12 protein-coding genes are annotated in these 17,299 nt (G+C 69.7%); 7 read left to right on the top strand and 5 right to left on the bottom strand.

Annotated elements, in window-relative coordinates; translation table 11 throughout:
- Nucleotides 1-17 precede the first annotated feature (17 nt).
- From ACZ5AJ_RS06155 to ACZ5AJ_RS06175, 5 genes are all read left to right on the top strand, one after another.
- On the top strand, nt 18-3,119 hold the full coding sequence (locus ACZ5AJ_RS06155; RefSeq protein WP_464138038.1) for a bifunctional [glutamine synthetase] adenylyltransferase/[glutamine synthetase]-adenylyl-L-tyrosine phosphorylase: 3,102 nt from the start codon (nt 18-20) through the stop codon (nt 3,117-3,119).
- 127 nt (nt 3,120-3,246) lie between these two features.
- Nucleotides 3,247-4,164, top strand: coding sequence for a hypothetical protein (locus ACZ5AJ_RS06160; protein ID WP_464138040.1), 918 nt, complete (start codon nt 3,247-3,249; stop codon nt 4,162-4,164).
- Between the two features lie 211 nt (nt 4,165-4,375).
- Complete coding sequence (locus tag ACZ5AJ_RS06165; RefSeq protein ID WP_464138042.1) at nt 4,376-5,617, top strand: ABC transporter ATP-binding protein; 1,242 nt, start codon at nt 4,376-4,378, stop codon at nt 5,615-5,617.
- A complete protein-coding gene (locus tag ACZ5AJ_RS06170) occupies nt 5,614-7,227 on the top strand; it encodes an ABC transporter permease (RefSeq protein WP_464138044.1) in 1,614 nt (537 codons plus the stop codon). The genes ACZ5AJ_RS06165 and ACZ5AJ_RS06170 overlap by 4 nt, the downstream gene beginning before the upstream one ends.
- A gap of 59 nt (nt 7,228-7,286) precedes the next feature.
- The gene (locus tag ACZ5AJ_RS06175; RefSeq protein WP_464138049.1) at nt 7,287-8,297 is read left to right on the top strand and encodes a LacI family DNA-binding transcriptional regulator; all 1,011 of its coding nucleotides are present in this window, start codon (nt 7,287-7,289) and stop codon (nt 8,295-8,297) included.
- Between the two features lie 220 nt (nt 8,298-8,517).
- Here ACZ5AJ_RS06175 and glnA read toward each other — a convergent pair whose 3' ends face one another.
- Nucleotides 8,518-9,948: a type I glutamate--ammonia ligase gene (glnA, locus tag ACZ5AJ_RS06180; RefSeq protein WP_464138054.1), complete on the bottom strand. Its 1,431-nt coding sequence runs from the start codon at nt 9,946-9,948 to the stop codon at nt 8,518-8,520.
- A 269-nt stretch (nt 9,949-10,217) separates the two neighbouring features.
- Here glnA and ACZ5AJ_RS06185 point away from each other — a divergent pair, with 269 nt between their 5' ends.
- Nucleotides 10,218-10,652 carry an RDD family protein gene (locus tag ACZ5AJ_RS06185; RefSeq protein ID WP_464138057.1) on the top strand — a complete coding sequence of 145 codons (435 nt, stop codon included), beginning with the start codon at nt 10,218-10,220 and terminating at the stop codon, nt 10,650-10,652.
- A 343-nt stretch (nt 10,653-10,995) separates the two neighbouring features.
- Here the strand turns inward: ACZ5AJ_RS06185 and ACZ5AJ_RS06190 are convergent, their stop codons facing one another.
- The 3 genes from ACZ5AJ_RS06190 to lipB all read right to left on the bottom strand — a co-directional run bounded on the left by ACZ5AJ_RS06190 (nt 10,996) and on the right by lipB (nt 13,550).
- Nucleotides 10,996-11,724, bottom strand: coding sequence for a DUF4191 domain-containing protein (locus ACZ5AJ_RS06190; protein ID WP_464138062.1), 729 nt, complete (start codon nt 11,722-11,724; stop codon nt 10,996-10,998).
- 31 nt (nt 11,725-11,755) lie between these two features.
- Nucleotides 11,756-12,778, bottom strand: coding sequence for a lipoyl synthase (gene lipA / locus ACZ5AJ_RS06195; protein WP_464138704.1), 1,023 nt, complete (start codon nt 12,776-12,778; stop codon nt 11,756-11,758).
- 64 nt (nt 12,779-12,842) lie between these two features.
- Nucleotides 12,843-13,550 (bottom strand): lipoyl(octanoyl) transferase LipB, encoded by a 708-nt coding sequence (gene lipB, locus ACZ5AJ_RS06200; protein WP_464138064.1) that lies wholly within the window; start codon nt 13,548-13,550, stop codon nt 12,843-12,845.
- Nucleotides 13,551-13,645: 95 nt separating this feature from the next.
- Here lipB and ACZ5AJ_RS06205 point away from each other — a divergent pair, with 95 nt between their 5' ends.
- On the top strand, nt 13,646-15,400 hold the full coding sequence (locus tag ACZ5AJ_RS06205) for a hypothetical protein (protein WP_464138066.1): 1,755 nt from the start codon (nt 13,646-13,648) through the stop codon (nt 15,398-15,400).
- A 128-nt stretch (nt 15,401-15,528) separates the two neighbouring features.
- Here the strand turns inward: ACZ5AJ_RS06205 and sucB are convergent, their stop codons facing one another.
- The gene (gene sucB, locus ACZ5AJ_RS06210) at nt 15,529-17,292 is read right to left on the bottom strand and encodes a 2-oxoglutarate dehydrogenase, E2 component, dihydrolipoamide succinyltransferase (RefSeq protein WP_464138067.1); all 1,764 of its coding nucleotides are present in this window, start codon (nt 17,290-17,292) and stop codon (nt 15,529-15,531) included.
- Nucleotides 17,293-17,299 lie beyond the last annotated feature (7 nt).

The following is a 17,299-nucleotide window of genomic DNA, read 5'->3' on the forward strand; positions in this document are numbered from 1 at the left end:
CAGGAAGGCCCTCCCGCATGACCGAACCGCCCACCACCACCGGCTCGCTCGCCCGCCTGGGGTTCAGCCGCACCGACCGCGTCCAGCGCTTCCTGGCCGAGCCCGTCCTGTCGGCGCTCGGGCCGGGCGCCGCCCGCGCGATCGGGGCGACGCCCGACGGCGACGACGCCGTGCTGGGACTGCTGCGCCTGGCGGAGGCCGCCCACGCCTCGGGGCACGGACGGCTCGTCGACGAGTTCCTCGCCGGCGTCGGCACGGATGGCACGCCCGGACAGAGGCTCGTGCGGCTGCTGGGGACTTCGGTCGCGCTCGGCGACTTCCTGACCCGCCATCCCGATCGCCTGTCCGCCCTGCGCACCGGGGACGACGCTCTGACGACACCGGGCGAGCAGGTCCGATCGGATCTGCTCCGGGCCGTCGGCGCAGATCCTTCGGCCGACGTCGCCGTGGCCGCCGTGGTCGGTCGGGAAGGCCGCGACGCTCTGCGCACGGCCTATCACGAGAGGCTCCTGCAGATCGCTGCAGCGGATGTCGCCGCCAGCGATCCGTCATCCCTGCAGCCCCAGGTCTCCGCAGCGATCAGCGATCTCGCCGACGCGTCCCTCGAGGCGGCCGGGGCGATCGCCCGCGCCGCCGTCGACGGGCACGGGGCAGTGCGGTGGTCCGTCATCGCCATGGGCAAGACGGGTGCTCGGGAGCTCAACTACATCTCTGACGTCGATGTCATGCACATCGTCGGACCGGCCGACGAGTCCGACCCCTGCGACGAGACCGAGCTGGTCAGGATCGGATCGGCGCTCGCGCGAGAGCTCGCGCGCGTGTGCTCGGACCGCACCGCGGAGGGCTCCCTGTGGCAGGTGGATGCGAACCTGCGGCCGGAGGGGAAGGACGGGCCCCTGGTCCGCACGATCGACTCCTATCACCGGTACTACGTGAAATGGGCGCTCTCCTGGGAGTTCCAGGCCCTGCTCAAGGCCCGCCCCGCCGCGGGCGACCGGGATCTCGGACGACGCTTCGAGGAGATGGTCCAGCCGTGGGTGTGGCAGGCGTCCACCCGTGAGGGCTTCGTCGAGGACACCCGGGCGATGCGTCGCCGGGTGATCGCCCACATCCCGCGCGGCGAGGCCGATCGCAACATCAAGCTCGGCCCGGGCGGACTCCGCGACGTCGAGTTCACCGTCCAGCTGCTGCAGATGGTCCATGGACGGGTCGATGACCGTCTCCATGCCCGCACCACGCTGGAGGCGCTCGCGCGGCTGGGGGAGGGCGGCTACATCTCCCGCCGGCACGTCGACGAGATGGATGCGGCCTACCGCTTCCTGCGCAGCGTCGAGCATCGCATGCAGCTGCACCGTCTGCGGCGGACCCAGGTGCTGCCGACCTCCGAGACGGATCTGCGCCGGCTCGCGCGCACGATGCGCCTGGGCGAGGAGGAGTTCGAGAGGACCTACCACCGGATCCGACGGCGGGTGCGCCAGCTGCACGAGGAGATCTTCTACCGCCCGCTCCTGGTGACCTCGTCGTCCCTGAGCGACGACGAGATCCGTCTGACCCCCGAGGCCGCCGCGGAGCGGCTCGCGGCGATCGGCTATCGCGACGGGGCGAGGGCCCTCGGGCACATCAGGGCCCTCACCGAGGGGATCTCTCGCCGCGCCGCGATCCAGCGCCAGCTCCTCCCGGCGATGCTGCAGTGGTTCGCCGACGGCACCGACCCCGATCTGGGGCTGCTGATGTTCCGCCGCCTCTCGGACACGATCGGCTCCGCCCACTGGTATCTCGGGATGCTGCGGGACTCCGGGACCGCCGCCAAGCGCCTCACAGCGGTCCTCTCGGGCAGCCGCTTCGCGGGCGAGCAGCTCGAGCAGATCCCCGAGGCGGTGCGCTGGCTCTCGCGCGACGAGGAGCTGCGCCCGCTGACCCGTGAGGTCCTGGGGCGGGAGTTCCTCGCCGTGATCCGTCGCGTGGAGACCGTGGGGACGGCCCGGGACGTGCTGCGCCGCACCCGCGGCCGGGAGCTGCTGCGAGTGGCGCTGGCCCAGCTGACCGGGATGATCACCCCTCGCGAGTGCGCCCGGGCCCTGACCGACATCGCCGAGGCCGTGCTGGAGGCCGGTCTGCTGGTCGCCTACCATGCTGTCGCCCGCGAGCGCGGCGTGATCAGCTCCGGGACCGGCACCCTCGACGGCAGCGATGTGGTCGATCTCGAGACCGCGCACCGCCTGCGCGAGAACCGCTCGGATCCGGCGAGGGCGCTCGGGATCGAGATGGCGATCCTCGCGATGGGGAGCTTCGGCGCCGCCGAGATGGGCTACGCCTCCGACGCCGACGTGCAGTTCCTCGTCATCGACCGCGGAGCGGGGGAGGAGGCCGGCGCGATCGGCGTGGCCGTCGCCACAGAGGTGCAGAAGCTCCTGAACGCACCGGCCTCCGGAACGGACATGAGAGTCAATGCGGACCTCCGGCCCGAAGGGCGCAACGGTCTGCTCGCACGCAGCCTCGAGGGCTGGCGGGACTACTACCGGCGGGATGCCCTGACGTGGGAGCGGCAGGCGCTCCTGCGGGCGCGTCCGGTGGTGGCCTCGGAGGCGGTCGCCGCAGAGCTGATCGCCGAGATGGACAGGCACCGCTATCCCGAGGGCGGTCTCGACCCGACGCAGCGTCGCGAGATCGCGCGCATGAAGGCGCGCGTCGAATCGGAGCGCCTGCCCCGCGGCGCCGATCCCTCTCGCCACCTCAAACTGGGCCGCGGTGCCATGACCGATGTCGAGTGGTGCGCCCAGCTGATCGCGCTGGACCATGGTCATGAGGTCGCCCCGCTGCGCACCACGGGCACTCTGCGGGTGCTCGAGGCCGCTGCGGAGCACGACCTGCTGTCCGACCACCAGGCTCGGGAGCTCGCGGACGCCTGGAGCCTGGCATGGCTCATCCGGCGCGCGACACTGCTGTGGAAGGGCCGGGAGACCGATGTCCTGCCGACGGACCGCACGGATCTTCGGGCCGTCGCGCTGCTGATCGACGGAGAGGAGGCCTCCGCGGCGGAGCTCGAGGAGAGGTACCTGCGGCTGACCCGACGGGCGCGCAACGTCGCCGAGGAGATCATCTTCGGAGACGGCGGCTGATGACCGGCGCCGGGCACGCCGCCCGCCCCCGCCCTGCCCGGAGCGGGTGGCCGGCGCCTCCGGATCCGGTCCGCAGCCGCGCGCAGCGGGCGGTCATCCCCGGTCCGGACCGCGTACCCTGGTCCGCGTGACCACCCCCCGATTGAGCGCGGACACCCCGCGCGGCCGCATGTACCGCCTGGAGCCCGACGGGCCGCTGATGTATCCCTCGATCACGACGGTAGCCGGGGCGCGCGCCAAGGATCACCTGCAGGGGTGGTACGCGACGATGGCCTCGAAGCGCGCACTGGAGATGTACGCCTGGCTGGACCGCAACCCGGACCGCGCGCTGGCGGAGATCTCCCGGGTGTCCCGTGACCGCTGGGGGACCCAGAAGCGGATCGCCGCCGCGGCCGAGGAGTACACGCGGGCCGCCTCGGACTTCGGGACGCTCGTCCATGCCGCCTGCGAGCGCTGGGCGATCGACGGAGCTCGACCCGGGCGGGATGACGTCGGGCAGATCGCCGCCGACATGCGCACATCCCAGGGCGCCTTCGCGAAGGAGGGGGACATGGACGTCCTCCTGGACCGAGCCGCGGTCCGGCTCGACGGGTACGACGCGTTCCTGCAGGACTATCAGCCGGAGTTCGTCGAGATCGAGCAGACGGTCGTCAACCATTCCGTGGGCTATGCCGGCACGACCGACGCGATCGTGCGCATCGGCGGGACGCTGCTCAGCGCCGACATCAAGACCTCCAAGAAGGTCCGCGGCGACTACGCCCTGCAGGGCGTCGCCGTCACCCGAGCCGAGCAGCTGCTCGACGATGACGGGACGATCCGCGAGATGCCTGAGCTCACCGGGGCGTTCATCATCCATCTGCCGGAGGCGGGCGGCTATGCGGTCGTTCCGCTGCGGACCGGCGATGCGGAGTTCGAGGTCTTCCGCTCGCTGCGTGCGGCGTGGGGCTTCGAGCCCGACGAGTGCGCCCTCGCGTCCGCGGACGGCCCCAAGGACCTGCTCGTCTCTCTGCTGCGGGCCAAGGGCGGGCTCGACGGGATCGGCTGACGCGATATCCCGACCGCCGGATCCCGACGGTCGGGCTGGCTGTCGGACGGCGCGACTGTCGGACGGCGCAGCTGTCGGACGTAGCGACGGTCCGGCGGTCCGACGGCGCGACCGTGGACTTCCGTGGGCAGTCGGCCTAGTGTGGGCCTCTCAGAGTGCACAAGCCGATGGCGGCCGACCCCGGCTCCAGGCCCGCGAAGGGGGAGCGCACATGCCAGCATCAGATGATGCCGTGATGGTGCGGAGCCTGACCAAGACCTTCGGAGCGGTCAGGGCACTGGACGGATTCTCTCTCGATGTCCCCACGGGACAGGTCACCGGGTTCCTGGGGCCCAACGGCGCCGGGAAGTCGACGACGCTGAGGATCCTGCTGGGAATGCTGCGGCGCACCTCCGGTGATGTCCGAGTCCTCGGCATGGATCCGTGGCGAGACGCGGTCGCCATCCATCGGCGCCTCGCGTACGTGCCCGGTGACACGACTCTGTGGCCCGGGCTCACCGGCGGCGAAGCCATCGATGTCCTCACCCGCGCTGAGAGCGGAGCACGGGGCGCGTCGCACGGCGGATCGGACGGAAGGCAGGAGCTGCAACGTCGCCGCGATCGTCTCCTGGAGCGCTTCGACCTGGATCCGACCAAGCGCTGCCGCACCTACTCGAAGGGCAACCGGCAGAAGGTCGCGCTCGTGGCGGCGCTGGCGCGGGATGCGGACCTCTATCTCATGGACGAGCCGACCTCCGGCCTGGACCCGCTGATGGAGGAGGTCTTCACCGAGGAGGTCAGGGATCTGCGTCGGAGGGGGCGCACGGTCCTCCTGTCCAGCCACATCCTCGGCGAGGTCGAGAAGCTCTGCGACACCGTCACGATCATCCGCGCCGGCCGTGACGTCGAGAGCGGCACCCTCGCTCAGCTGCGCCATCTGACGCGCTCCGCCGTGACTGCGCTGCTGCCCACCGGTGACCCGAGCGCCACCGGTCGGTCCGAGGCGGGCGCCGACAGTGCCACGGATGAGCCCGCGCGCGCCTTCGAGGAGCTGGCGTCGCTTCCCGGTGTGCACGACCCGTCCTCGGACGGGGCGAGGATCCGTTTCGACATCGACGACGACGCCGTCTCCCATGTCCTGCCGGTCCTCCTGCGTCTCGGAGCGACCGGCATCTCCATCTCCCCGCCGTCCCTCGAGGAGCTCTTCCTGCGCCACTACGGCGATGCCCGCGACTCTGCAGCGAGCACGGCAGGCGGACGACATCGCGCCGACACCCCCGACGCCCCCGATGACTCAGACAGCTCAGACGGCTCCGACGGTCCCTCGACTTCGCGCTCAGCCTCGCTCTCGGCCTCAACTTCAACCTCACGTTCAGATGAAGGGATGTCCGCCCAGCAGCACTCGTCCCTGCCTTCCCGTCGAACCTCAGCCTCAACCACAGCTCGAGGGTCACACCGAGCGGATCGGCCATGAGCACGGCATCGGAAGGTGCCCTGGCAGGGGTGGGGACGGCCATCCGTCTGGGACTGCGGCTGACACGGCGGCAGATCACGATCTGGGCGGTCTGCTTCCTCGCCCTGATCCCCGCGTCGGTGCTCGCCATGGAAGAGGCCTACCCGGATCAGACCGCCCTCGACGCCCGTGCGATGCTGCTGGACAATCCAGCGGCGGTGATGATGACCGGGCCTGCGTTCGCCATGGAGCACTACACCTTCTGGGCGATGGTCGCCAACGAGCTGCTCCTGTACCTGCTGCTCCCGTCGGCCATCATGAGCGTCCTGCTCGCCGTTCGGCTCACTCGCACGGAGGAGGAGTCCGGCCGTCTCGAGCTGCTGCGCTCCCTGCCGATGGGCCGTCTGGCCTCTCCGCTTGCTGCTGTCATCGTGGTCCTGATCGCGGATGCCGGTCTTGCGCTCGCCACCACCGTCGGTGTGCTCGTCGTCGGGGCACCCACGGCCGACGCCGTCGTTCTGGGCCTCGCCGTCGGCATCACAGGGGCGGTCTTCGGAGCGGTCGCGGCCGTCTGGGCCCAGATCACGGAGCACGCGGGAGCAGCTTCGGGCGGAGCCCTCGGCGGCGTGGCGCTCGCCTTCGTGCTGCGCGGCTTCGGTGACGTGATGGATCGGCAGGGGAGCTGGCTGTCGTGGACCTCCCCATTCGCCTGGGCCCAGCAGACCCGCGTCTTCGTGGATCTCCGGACCTGGCCCCTCCTGGTCGGTCTGGGTGCGACCGCCGTCCTGCTCGTGCTGGCTGCCGTCCTCGCACGTCGGCGCGATCTCGGCGCCGGCCTGCGTCCGGCCCGACCCGGACGCTCCCGGGCCCGTGCCGCGCTCCTGTCCCCTCAGGGGGTGGCAGCGCGTCTGCTCGCGCCCGTCATGGTCTCCTGGGGTGCAGGCCTGGCACTGTTCGGCGTCGGCTTCGGGATGCTCGCCTCATCGATCGAGGACATGGTCGAGAGCATCCCGGGGATCGGCGAGTGGGTGCCCCTCGACATGGACGACATAGTCGCGTCCTTCGCCGGGTACGCCCTGGCGATGGTCGCTCTCGGACCTGCCGGGCTCCTCATCGCGGGGATCCTGCGGATGCGCACGGAGGAGACCGCCGGTCGGCTGGCCTGGCTTCTCCTGGGCGGCGGTCCCCGCATCGCTCTCGCACTGCGATGGAGCGCGGTGGTGCTGGTGGCGACTGTCGGGATCCAGCTGCTGCTGGGCCTCGCCGTCGGCCTGGGAGTGCAGGTCGCGACGGGAGACTCGCACTGGGTGGGTGACCTGCTCAAGCTCTCGGCAGCTCAGCTGCCCGGCCTCGCCGTCTACGGCGCTCTCGGTCTCGCCCTGTATGGCGTGCTGCCGCGCTGGACTTCCATGGCCTGGGTGCTGCTGATCTGGAGCGCGGTCGTCCTGTTCCTGGGCGACCTGCTCGGTCTGCCTGAGGGTCTGCGGGCGCTGTCTCCGTTCGACCACGTGCCGGCGAGTCCCGGAGCCGAGATCGAGGTCCTGCCTCTGGCCGTGATGAGCGCCATGGCACTCGTCCTGGCGACAATCGGCCTCGTGAGCCTGCGCCGACGTGATCTCGTCGCCGCGTGAAGCGAGGCGGGCGGATCGGCGGTGTCGCGTCGTATCCTTGACCGGGTGAGGGGACTGCGATGATCTCGATGCGGCAGGTGGCCGAGAGGGCCGGGGTGTCGGTATCGACCGTCTCCAAGGTCATGAACGACTATCCCGACGTCAGCCGTGAGACCCGGGAGCGGGTCAACCGCACCATCCAGGAGCTCGACTACCGCCCGAACGTCGTCGCACGCAGTCTCGTCAAGCGAAGGTCGTGGACGATGGGCCTGTTCCTCCTGGACTCCGTGACCACACCTTTCATCGCTCATCTGGTCGAAGGGCTGCGCCGATCGCTCGAGAGCACCGGGTACGACCTGCTGATCCTCTCCCCGAACCGTGACGACGAGAACTACTCCTTCGCTCGGCACTGCGTCAGCCGCAGCGTCGACGGCGTGGCCGTCTTCGGCATCGACCCCGACGACCCTTCGCTGCGCGAGCTCGTGCAGACGAACATCCCGCTCGTGCTGATCGACAGCGCCGTGCTGGGCCCCCGCACCGGATACGTCACCTCGGACAACCGCCAGGGCACCCACCTCGCAGTCGACCATCTGGTCGCGCTCGGCCACCGCCGGATCGCCTTCCTGTCCGGTGACCAGTCCTATCTGGTGGGCCGCCATCGCACCGAGGGCTATCGGACCGCTATGGCGGAGCACGGCATCGAGCACGACCCCGAGCTCGAGGAGGTCGAGGAGTACGACGATGCCGGAGGATACCGCGCGATGCGGCGCATCCTGCATCGCGGAGGCGAGGTCACCGCCGTCGTCTGCTCGGGAGACTCGATGGCCGCGGGCGCGATCAGCGCGCTGCACCAGGCCGGACTGCGGGTGCCGGAGGACGTCTCCGTGATCGGCTACGACGACACCTTCGTCTCGCAGATGACGGTCCCTCACCTGACCACGATCGATCAGCACGTCTCGACGATCGGCGTGAAGGTGGGCGAGAGCCTCATCCGCATGATCGAGGACCCGCAGGCGAGCCCGCCGCAGGAGACGATCGGCGTCGAGCTGGTAACCCGCGACAGCACGGGCATCGCTCCGCAGATCGGCTGACACCTCAGCGAAGCACGGCGTCGTTCAGAGCCGTGTGCGACAGGAGGATGCCCCGGTGCGGACGAACCAGGGAGTCGCCGTCCCCTTGCACATACCCACGGCCTCTGTGGGCGGACGCAGAAGAGTCCGCACGATCCGCCGTCAGGGACGTTCTCGCGGATCGTGCGGACATTCTGCGGACATCAGAGCAGTGAACTAGCTGTTCACCTGCATAAACGGCTCAGATATCGTAGTAGAGCTCGAACTCGTGCGGGTGAGGACGGAAGCGGAACGGATCGATCTCCGTGCTGCGCTTGAGCTCGATCCAGGTCGAGATCAGGTCCTCGGGGAACACGTCGCCCTCGGTGAGGTAGTCGTGGTCCGCCTCGAGCGCGTCGAGCGCTGCACCGAGGGAGTCGGGCAGCTGCTTGATGAGCGCATGCTCCTCCGGGGGGAGCTCGTAGAGGTCCTTGTCGATCGGCTCCGGCGGCTCGATGCGGTTGCGGATGCCGTCGATGCCGGCCATGAGCTGAGCGGCGAAGGACAGGTACGGGTTCGCCGACGGGTCAGGGGCGCGGAACTCGATGCGCTTCGCCTTGGGGGAGGAGCCGGTCACCGGGATGCGGATGGCCGCGGAGCGGTTGCGAGCCGAGTAGACCATGTTCACCGGGGCCTCGAAGCCCGGCACGAGACGCTTGAACGAGTTCACCGTGGGGTTGGTGAACGCCGTGAGCGAGGGAGCATGCTCGATCAGGCCGCCGATGTACCAGCGGGCGATGTCCGAGAGGCCGCCGTAGCCGCGCTCGTCGAAGAACAGCGGCTCGCCGTCCTTCCACAGCGACTGGTGGGTGTGCATGCCCGAGCCGTTGTCGCCGAACAGGGGCTTGGGCATGAAGGTCGCGGTCTTGCCGGCGTCCCACACGGTGTTCTTGACGACGTACTTGAACTTCATGACGTCGTCGGCCGCCTGCAGGAGCGTGTTGAAGCGGTAGTTGATCTCCTGCTGGCCCGCGGTGCCGACCTCGTGATGCGCACGCTCGACCTCGAGGCCGGTGGCCCCGAGGATCGCGCAGATCTCGTCGCGCAGGTCCGCCATCTGGTCATTCGGCGGGACGGGGAAGTAGCCGCCCTTGACCCGGGTCTTGTAGCCCTGGTTGCCGCCGAACTCGGACTCGTCGCGATCCGTGTTCCAGGATGCCTCGTCCGAATCGATCGCGTAGAAGCCGGAGTTGATGCCGGTCTTGAAGCGGACGTCGTCGAAGATGTAGAACTCCGCCTCCGCCGCGAAGAACGCGGTGTCGGCGATGCCCGTGGAGGTCAGGTACTCCTGGGCCTTCGCGGCCACGGTGCGCGGATCGCGCGAGTAGGGCTCGTCCGTGAACGGATCCACGATCGAGAAGTTGATGATGAGCGTCTTGCGCTCACGGAAGGGGTCGATGTAGGCGGTGTCGAGGTCCGCCACGAGCTTCATGTCGGACTCGTGGATCGCCTGGAAGCCACGGATGGACGAGCCGTCGAACAGCTGGCCGGTCGCGATCGCCTCCTCGTCGAACGAGCTGGCAGGCACGTTGAAGTGCTGCATGACGCCGGGCAGATCGCAGAAGCGGATGTCGATGAACTCGACGCCCTCCTCCTCGATGTACTTCACGACCTCGCTGGGATTGCTGAACACATCTCCTCCATCCGCACCGTGCGGTGCGCCTCGTGCTGTCGTACCCCGTGGGGCCATCGGTCCTCCCGCATCGTCCGGGAGTCGGGCACGGAGTGCCGGTGCGGACAAGCTTAGGGGGCCCGCGGATGACCCCCGTCCGATCGATGCCCGGCGCCGAGCGGACCGTGAAGCCCGCTCGCGCCGTCCCTGCGGGCCCTCCACGGGTGAGGTCCAGCACCGGGAGGCATGCGTCCCGGATCGCTCTCGGGGCCGACGGATAGGCTTCAGCCGTGATCGATCGCAAGGACCTGGGCTCGTGGCTGGAGGGCACCCCCGGCGACCCGGAGTACATCCGGGGCGCTGATCTCGGGCTGCCCGCCGAAGGCAGCGGCTCGGTGGCCGGCTTCGGCCGCAGACTCGTCGGCCTGGCCGTCGACTGGGGCCTCGCGGTGGCGGCTTCGATGTTCTTCTTCTCGTACGACTCCGTGGCCACGCTGTCGATCTTCGCGGCACTGAACCTGCTGTTCCAGACGCTTTTCGGGGCGACACCGGGACAGCTCGCCCTGGGGCTGCGAGTGACGCCCGTCCGGGGTCGCGCACCGATGCTGCTGCGCACCGTCATCCGCACCGCGCTCATGCTCCTGGTGATCCCCGCCGTGGTGTGGAACCGCGACCGCCAGCCCCTGCACGACGTCGCCGCGGGCACGGCCGTCGTCCGCGTCTGACGGGCCCGTCGCGCTCCCAGCACGCGACGGGGGACCGTCGCGGCGCGCTCACCTGACGCCAGGCATCAGCACTCCGCCCTGCGCTCCGGCTCGGCGTCCTCCCTCGCTCCGGATCGGCTCTCCTCGGAGCTGGAACAGTGCTTCAGCTCCCTCCAGATGAGCCCTCCACCATCACTCTGACCTGCGAATCCATTTTTTATCACGGTTTGGTAACGCAGATAACGGAATGATAACGCTCCGGGGCGGCAGGTCGATCCGTCCGAAAGCGCGGACCCCCGGGCGATCGTCGTCGCCCGGGGGTCCGGAAGATGCGCTCGGGGTGAGCGCCTCGATCGGCGGAAGCTCAGCGCCCCCGCATTGCGCGCCGGTTGGGACGCGCGCGCATCGGATCGATCCCCTTGGGCACCGACTGCCGGATCGAGCGCTGCAGAGCAGCAAGACGCTTGGTGACCTGAGAGGCCTCCGCCTGCGTCAGGACCTTCTTCATCCGCATCATGTGGGAGGGGAGCTTGTGGAGGGGCACCTCGCCGTCACCATCGCCGACGACGATCTGGTGCACCGGCACGCTCTCCTGCTGAAGCACGCGACGGATCGATCGGCGCTCCTTCTCCAGCAGCTTCATCGAGATGCTGGAGGAGTCCTCGGCGACCACGACGATCCCGGCACGGCCCGAGGCTCGGAAGAGCATCTTCTGGCTGCGGGGATCGACCTGCACGGGCTCCTCGGAGACGTTCCAGCCGCGACGGATCGACTGCATCGCCGCCAGCGGGGCCCCGGGCTGGCCCTTGATGCGGCTGAACGCCGCACGCTCGGCCTTGCGGGCGAGGATCAGCATCGCCACGAGGATGCCGACCAGGATGCCCATGAAGATGCCGTACCAGGGGCTGGAGAAGATCAGCCAGCTGAGCAGGATGCACACAACGATCGACGCGGCGATCGCACCGAGCATCCGCGGCCCTGTGCTGCGGTCGACCTCCTGGGTGTACTTGAAGACATCGATCATCTGCCGGATGCGACCGGTCTTCTTCGGCGCCGCACCTTCCGTGGTGCTCTTGTCGCGATTGCGGGCCATGGGGTGGATGGTTCCTCTCAGGGAATGGCGGTCAGCGGCTCGGGGATGCTCCGCGGCGGGCGACGACAGCGGCCGCCTCCTGCCGCGCGGGCTGATCCTGGTCGAGGTGCCGCAGGTTCTCGGGGATCTCGCGTCCGAGCTTCCGCATCGCCTGCGCCCAGAGCTTGCCGGCGCGATAGGACGAGCGGACCATCGGCCCAGCCATGACGGCCAGGAAGCCGAGCTCCTCGGCCGCGCGGGAGAGCTCGACGAACTCCTCGGGCTTGACCCATCGGTCGATGGGATGGTGGAGCTTGGACGGACGCAGGTACTGGGTGATCGTGATGATGTCGCAGCCGGAGGCCCTCAGACGCTCGAGGGAGTCGAGGATCTCGTCCGTCGTCTCGCCCATGCCGAGGATGAGGTTCGACTTCGTGATCATGCCCTGCGACTTCGCGAGGGCGATGACATCGAGCGACCGCTCGTAGCGGAAGGCCGGACGGATCTGCTTGAAGATGCGCGGCACAGTCTCCAGGTTGTGCGCGAAGACCTCAGGGCGAGCGTCGAACACCTGCTGGAGAGCCTCGCCGTCGCCCTTGACGTCGTCGATGAGGAGCTCGACCCCGGTGCCCGGGTTCATGGAGTGGATCTGCTCGCAGGTTCGCGCGAACAGGCCCGCAGCACCGTCGGGCAGGTCGTCCCGAGCGACGCCGGTGATGGTGGAGTAGCGCAGTCCCATCTCCTTGACGGACTGCGCGACCTTGAACGGCTCCAGAGGGTCGACGGGCAGCGGCTTGCCAGTGGCGATGTCACAGAAGTCGCAGCGACGGGTGCAGCGGTCGCCGCCGATGAGGAAGGTCGCCTCACGATCCTCCCAGCACTCGAAGATGTTGGGACAGCCCGCCTCCTCGCAGACGGTGTGCAGGCCACGGCCGTGCACCCGCTGCTTCATCGCGGAGTATTCAGAGCCCATCACCGCCCGGGTCTTGATCCAATCGGGCTTGCGCTCGATCGGGACCTCGGCATTGCGTGCTTCCACGCGCAGCATGCGCCGACCTTCGGGAGCGATCGTCACGCTCATGCCTCCTAGCAATCGACTGTCCGGGCAGTCTATCCAGCCAGGCCTCAGGCGCGGGACCTCAGAGCACGCGCTCGGAGGTGCGCTGCGCCACGAGCGCGTCGAGCGCCTCCTCGACCGGTGCGAGCACCTCTGCGACGGGGACCCGGCGCCCGAGCTCGCGGCTGAGGCTGGTGACACCGGCGTCGTCGATGCCGCACGGGATCACGTTGTCCGCCCAGGAGAGATCGTTCGCGCAGTTGAGCGCGAAGCCGTGCATCGTCGTGCGCTTCGACACACGCAGGCCGATGGCGCAGACCTTGCGCTCCTGGCCGGCCTCCCCGACGCCTGGGACGACCCAGACCCCGCTGCGCCCCTCGACGGGGACCGTCGCGACGCCGAGCCCGGTGCACACCTCGATGATCGAGCGCTCCAGCGCTCGCACGAAGCCGACCACGTCGATGGGGGCCGGCAGCCTCACGATCGGGTAGCCCACCAGCTGCTGCGGTCCGTGCCAGGTGATCTTCCCTCCCCGATCGATGTCCACGACCGGGGCGCCGTCGCGCGGGCGCTCGTGATCCTCGGTGAGCCTCCCGGCGGTGTACACAGGACGATGCTCGAGGAGCAGAAGGGTGTCGGGTCGCTCGCCGGCGACGACCTCCGCATGTATGCGTCGCTGGATGTCCCAGGCCGCGTGGTACTCCACAGGGCCCGGAGGGAGGTCGAACTCCTCGTGGCGGTCACCGCCGGGGAGGGGGTCGCTGAAGCCGAGGCGAATCACGTCGAGCACTCCTCCACAGTACGCCGACCTCGCGGTCAGGACCGCTGGTCCTCACGTTGTGGATACTGATGGCGCAGTGCGCCGCAGTGGTGTTCACTGCCTCCATGGACGGGATGGACCGGGAAGGCTTCGAGCTGAGCATGCCGCTTCGCGGCACCCCGCTCCGAGGGCGGCGCTCGGGGGCGACCCGGGAGCGCATCGTGCGGCATGATGCCCGCCGCGAGGAGCGCGAGGTCATCAGCGGCGCCGAGCGCATCCTCCGCGTGCGCGCGCTCTCGGACCAGGGGCTGGAGGAGATCCGTGAGGAGATGCAGCTCCTCGCGGCGCTGGAGATCGATGGTGTGCTCGCCGCACCCACGGTGCTCTCCGTGGAGCAGGACGGCTACGACCGGGAGTCCGCGCCGCCCTTCGAAGCGCTCGGTATGGGGGCCTCGGGCGGACGTCGACGGGCCCTGGGTGCTTCGCCGGGGACGCTGGAGCGCAAGGCGCTGGCCGGGTTCCGGCAGCAGATCGAGGAGTTCCTGGACTCGCTCCACGAGAGGGGCTGGGTGCTCGGTGCACCCAACGGCTCGGGTCTCGGGGTGCGGCGCGACGGCGGAGTCGTCGTCATCGACCTCTCGGGACTGACGCCGTCGACGTCCGCCATAGAGGCGCACGCCGATCATCGATGGACGGACTCCGTCCTGCATGACTCGGACCGCACGCTGCGACGGCGGATGATCGCTCCCGCAGCCCCTCCATCGGCCGCGTCGTCCGGGCCGCCCGCGGGATCCGACGCTGTCGCCGCCGAGGAGCGACCCGTCGTCGGCGCTCCGCCGACGGCCTCCGCCATGCCCATCGTGATGACGGAGGACCCGCCGGCGATGATCTCGCCGCATCCGGATGCGGCCGCGCGCCTGGACCCATGGCTGTCGCCGCCCGAGGCGGAGGATGCGACGAATCCTGCGACGGCTTCGCCGTCCGCACAGACCTCGACGGAGAAGCACACGGTGCCCGGCACCGCGCCGGAGCCAGCCGCCTCGGCGATCGTCGCGCGGATGCCTGGCCCCGCACCAGCGGCGCTGCCCCGAGCCGATACGCGGGCGCAGGGGACGTCGACGAGCTCCGCGCGCCCTGCCGCGTCCCGGATCCAGTCCTCTCCGACGGCACGCACGCCGACGTTCCGCTCGATCGCAGGAGAGGGGGACGAGATGCTCAAGCGGGCAGCTGCTCTGGACCGGCTCGGCGCACGGGAAGGGCTCGGCCGCTCCAAGCGTCGTCGCCGAGCCAGGCTGTTCGGGCTGTGGGCGACAGCGGTCCTCTTCACCGGCGGAACCTTCGGCCTCGGCACCTGGTATGCGACGAGCTCGACGGGGGCTGAGGCGGAGGCCCCGGCGGCGACGGGCTCCTCACGCCCTGACGAGTCCCGGACCGGAGCCGTGGATGATGCCGCTGAGCAGCGCGCTGAGGAGAGTGCCGTCGCGGCCGCTCCTGATCGGGTGGAGGACCCCGTGGCACTCGCGACCCAGCTGGTCGCAGCCCGTTACGACTACATCACCGGCACATCCGACGAGCCTGTCAGCGATGAGGGATCGGCCAGCCGGGACGAGGACGACGCCATCCGCGACGCCTACGCCGACCTCGAGGTGATCGGAGGGATGCCCGTCGTGCACGAGGCGGAGGTGGTCGAGGGTCCGGAGGATGGCGCTCTCCTCCTTCATGTGGTCACCTCGACGCCCGCGCATGAGGTGGTCCTCCAGGACGGTGACGTCCAGCATGTCGAGGCGACCGGTCCCGTCGGCATCGACATCCAGCTTGCCTGGACCGGCACCGACTGGGCCATCGTGCGGACGGATCCCGCCGACCCCGACGACGGCTGAGAGCCGCAGCCGAGCATCGGAGCGTCCGGCCCGATGCGGTGGAGCACAGCAGGAGCCCGGCACCGAGACGGTGCCGGGCTCCGCGATGCTGATCGGCGGGACGTTCAGAGGGTCATGAGCTCACGCGGTCACAGACCGAGCTCTGCCTCGAACGCACCCTCCTCGAGCCGCTTCTTCATGAAGGTGAGGAAGCGGGCGGCGTCACCGCCGTCGACGAGACGGTGATCGTAGGAGAGGAAAAGGTACATCATCGAGCGGATGGCGATGACATCGTCGCCCTCGGCGTTCTGGATGACCGCCGGGCGCTTGACGATGGTGCCGCAGCCGAGGATGCCGACCTGCGGGCTCGGGACGATGGGGGTGTCCCAGAGAGCCCCGCCGGAGCCCGTGTTCGTGATGGTGAACGTCGCCCCCTGCAGATCGTCCGGGGTGAGCTTGTTGCCCTTGGCGCGGCTCCCCAGGTCACCGATCTGACGTGCCAGGCCCGCCAGGTTCAGATCGCCGGCGTTCTTGATCACGGGGACGACGAGCCCGCGCTCGGTGTCCGCGGCCATGCCGATGTTCTCGCTGGCCGCGTACTTGATGATGTCGCCGTCGATGGACGCGTTGATCTTCGGGTAGGTCTTCAGACCCTCCACGGCGGCCTGCATGATGAACGGGAGGAAGGTCAGCTTCGCACCCTCCCGCTGGGCGAAGGCGTCCTTCGCCCTCCCGCGCAGCTTCGCAACGCGCGTCATGTCGACCTCGACGGCGGTGGTGAGCTGAGCCTGCGAGTGCAGGGACTCCATCATGCGCTGAGCCGTGACCTTGCGGATCCGGGTCATCTTCTCCTCGGTACCGCGCAGAGGCGAGACCTCGACAGCAGCAGGTGCCTTCGACGCGGACGGCGCAGGAGCAGATGCTGCAGCGGCAGGGGCCGGAGCCTCGGCAGCGGCCTTCTGCGCGTCGATGACCTGCTGGACGTCCTGCTTGCGGATGCGGCCGCCCAGGCCGGTTCCCTTGACGGAGGACAGATCCACGCCGGACTCTGCAGCGAGCTTGCGGACGAGCGGTGTCACATAGCCGGAGGACTCGGCGCCGGAGACGGAGTCGTCCGCCTTCGGTGCCGGTGCGGCAGCGGAGGCCGATGCTGACGGCGCGGCGGCCTCCGCCTTCGGAGCCTCCTCCTTCGGAGCTTCAGCCTTCGGAGCCTCAGCCTTGGGCGCCTCCTCCTTCGGGGCGGCAGACGGAGCCGGTGCCGACGGCGCCTCGGCTGAGGAGGGAGCCGCATCGCCGGAGCCGATGACGGCGAGGACCGAACCGACCTCGGCATCCTCGTCCTCCTGGACGCGGATCTCCAGGAGGGTTCCGGCGGCGGGCGAGGGGATCTCGGTGTCGACCTTGTCGGTCGAGACCTCGAGCAGCGGCTCGTCGACCTCGACGGTGTCGCCCACGGCCTTCAGCCATCGCGTGATGGTGCCCTCGGTGACGGACTCACCCAGCGCGGGCATGGTGATCTCCTCGCCGGAGGCGGCGCCCGAGGCAGATGCTGCCTCAGCAGCGGGAGCCTCATCGGAGGAAGCGGAGGACTCCTCCTGAGCGGGCTCGGGCGCGGGGGCCTCCTCCTCGGCGGGCTCTGCACCGGAGTCATCGGAGTCGGAGCCGTCGGAGCCGGACCCGTCGCCGATGATCACGAGATCGGCGCCGACCTCGGCGTCCTCGTCCTCCTCGACCAGGATCCTCTCGATCGTGCCGGCCACGGGGGAGGGGATCTCGGTGTCGACCTTGTCGGTCGAGACCTCGAGCAGCGGCTCGTCGACCTCGACGGTGTCGCCCACGGACTTCAGCCACCGGGTGACGGTGCCCTCGGTGACGGACTCACCCAGAGCGGGCATCTTCACGGTTTCGGACATGGGGTTC

Source organism: Brachybacterium zhongshanense (assembly GCF_055385755.1).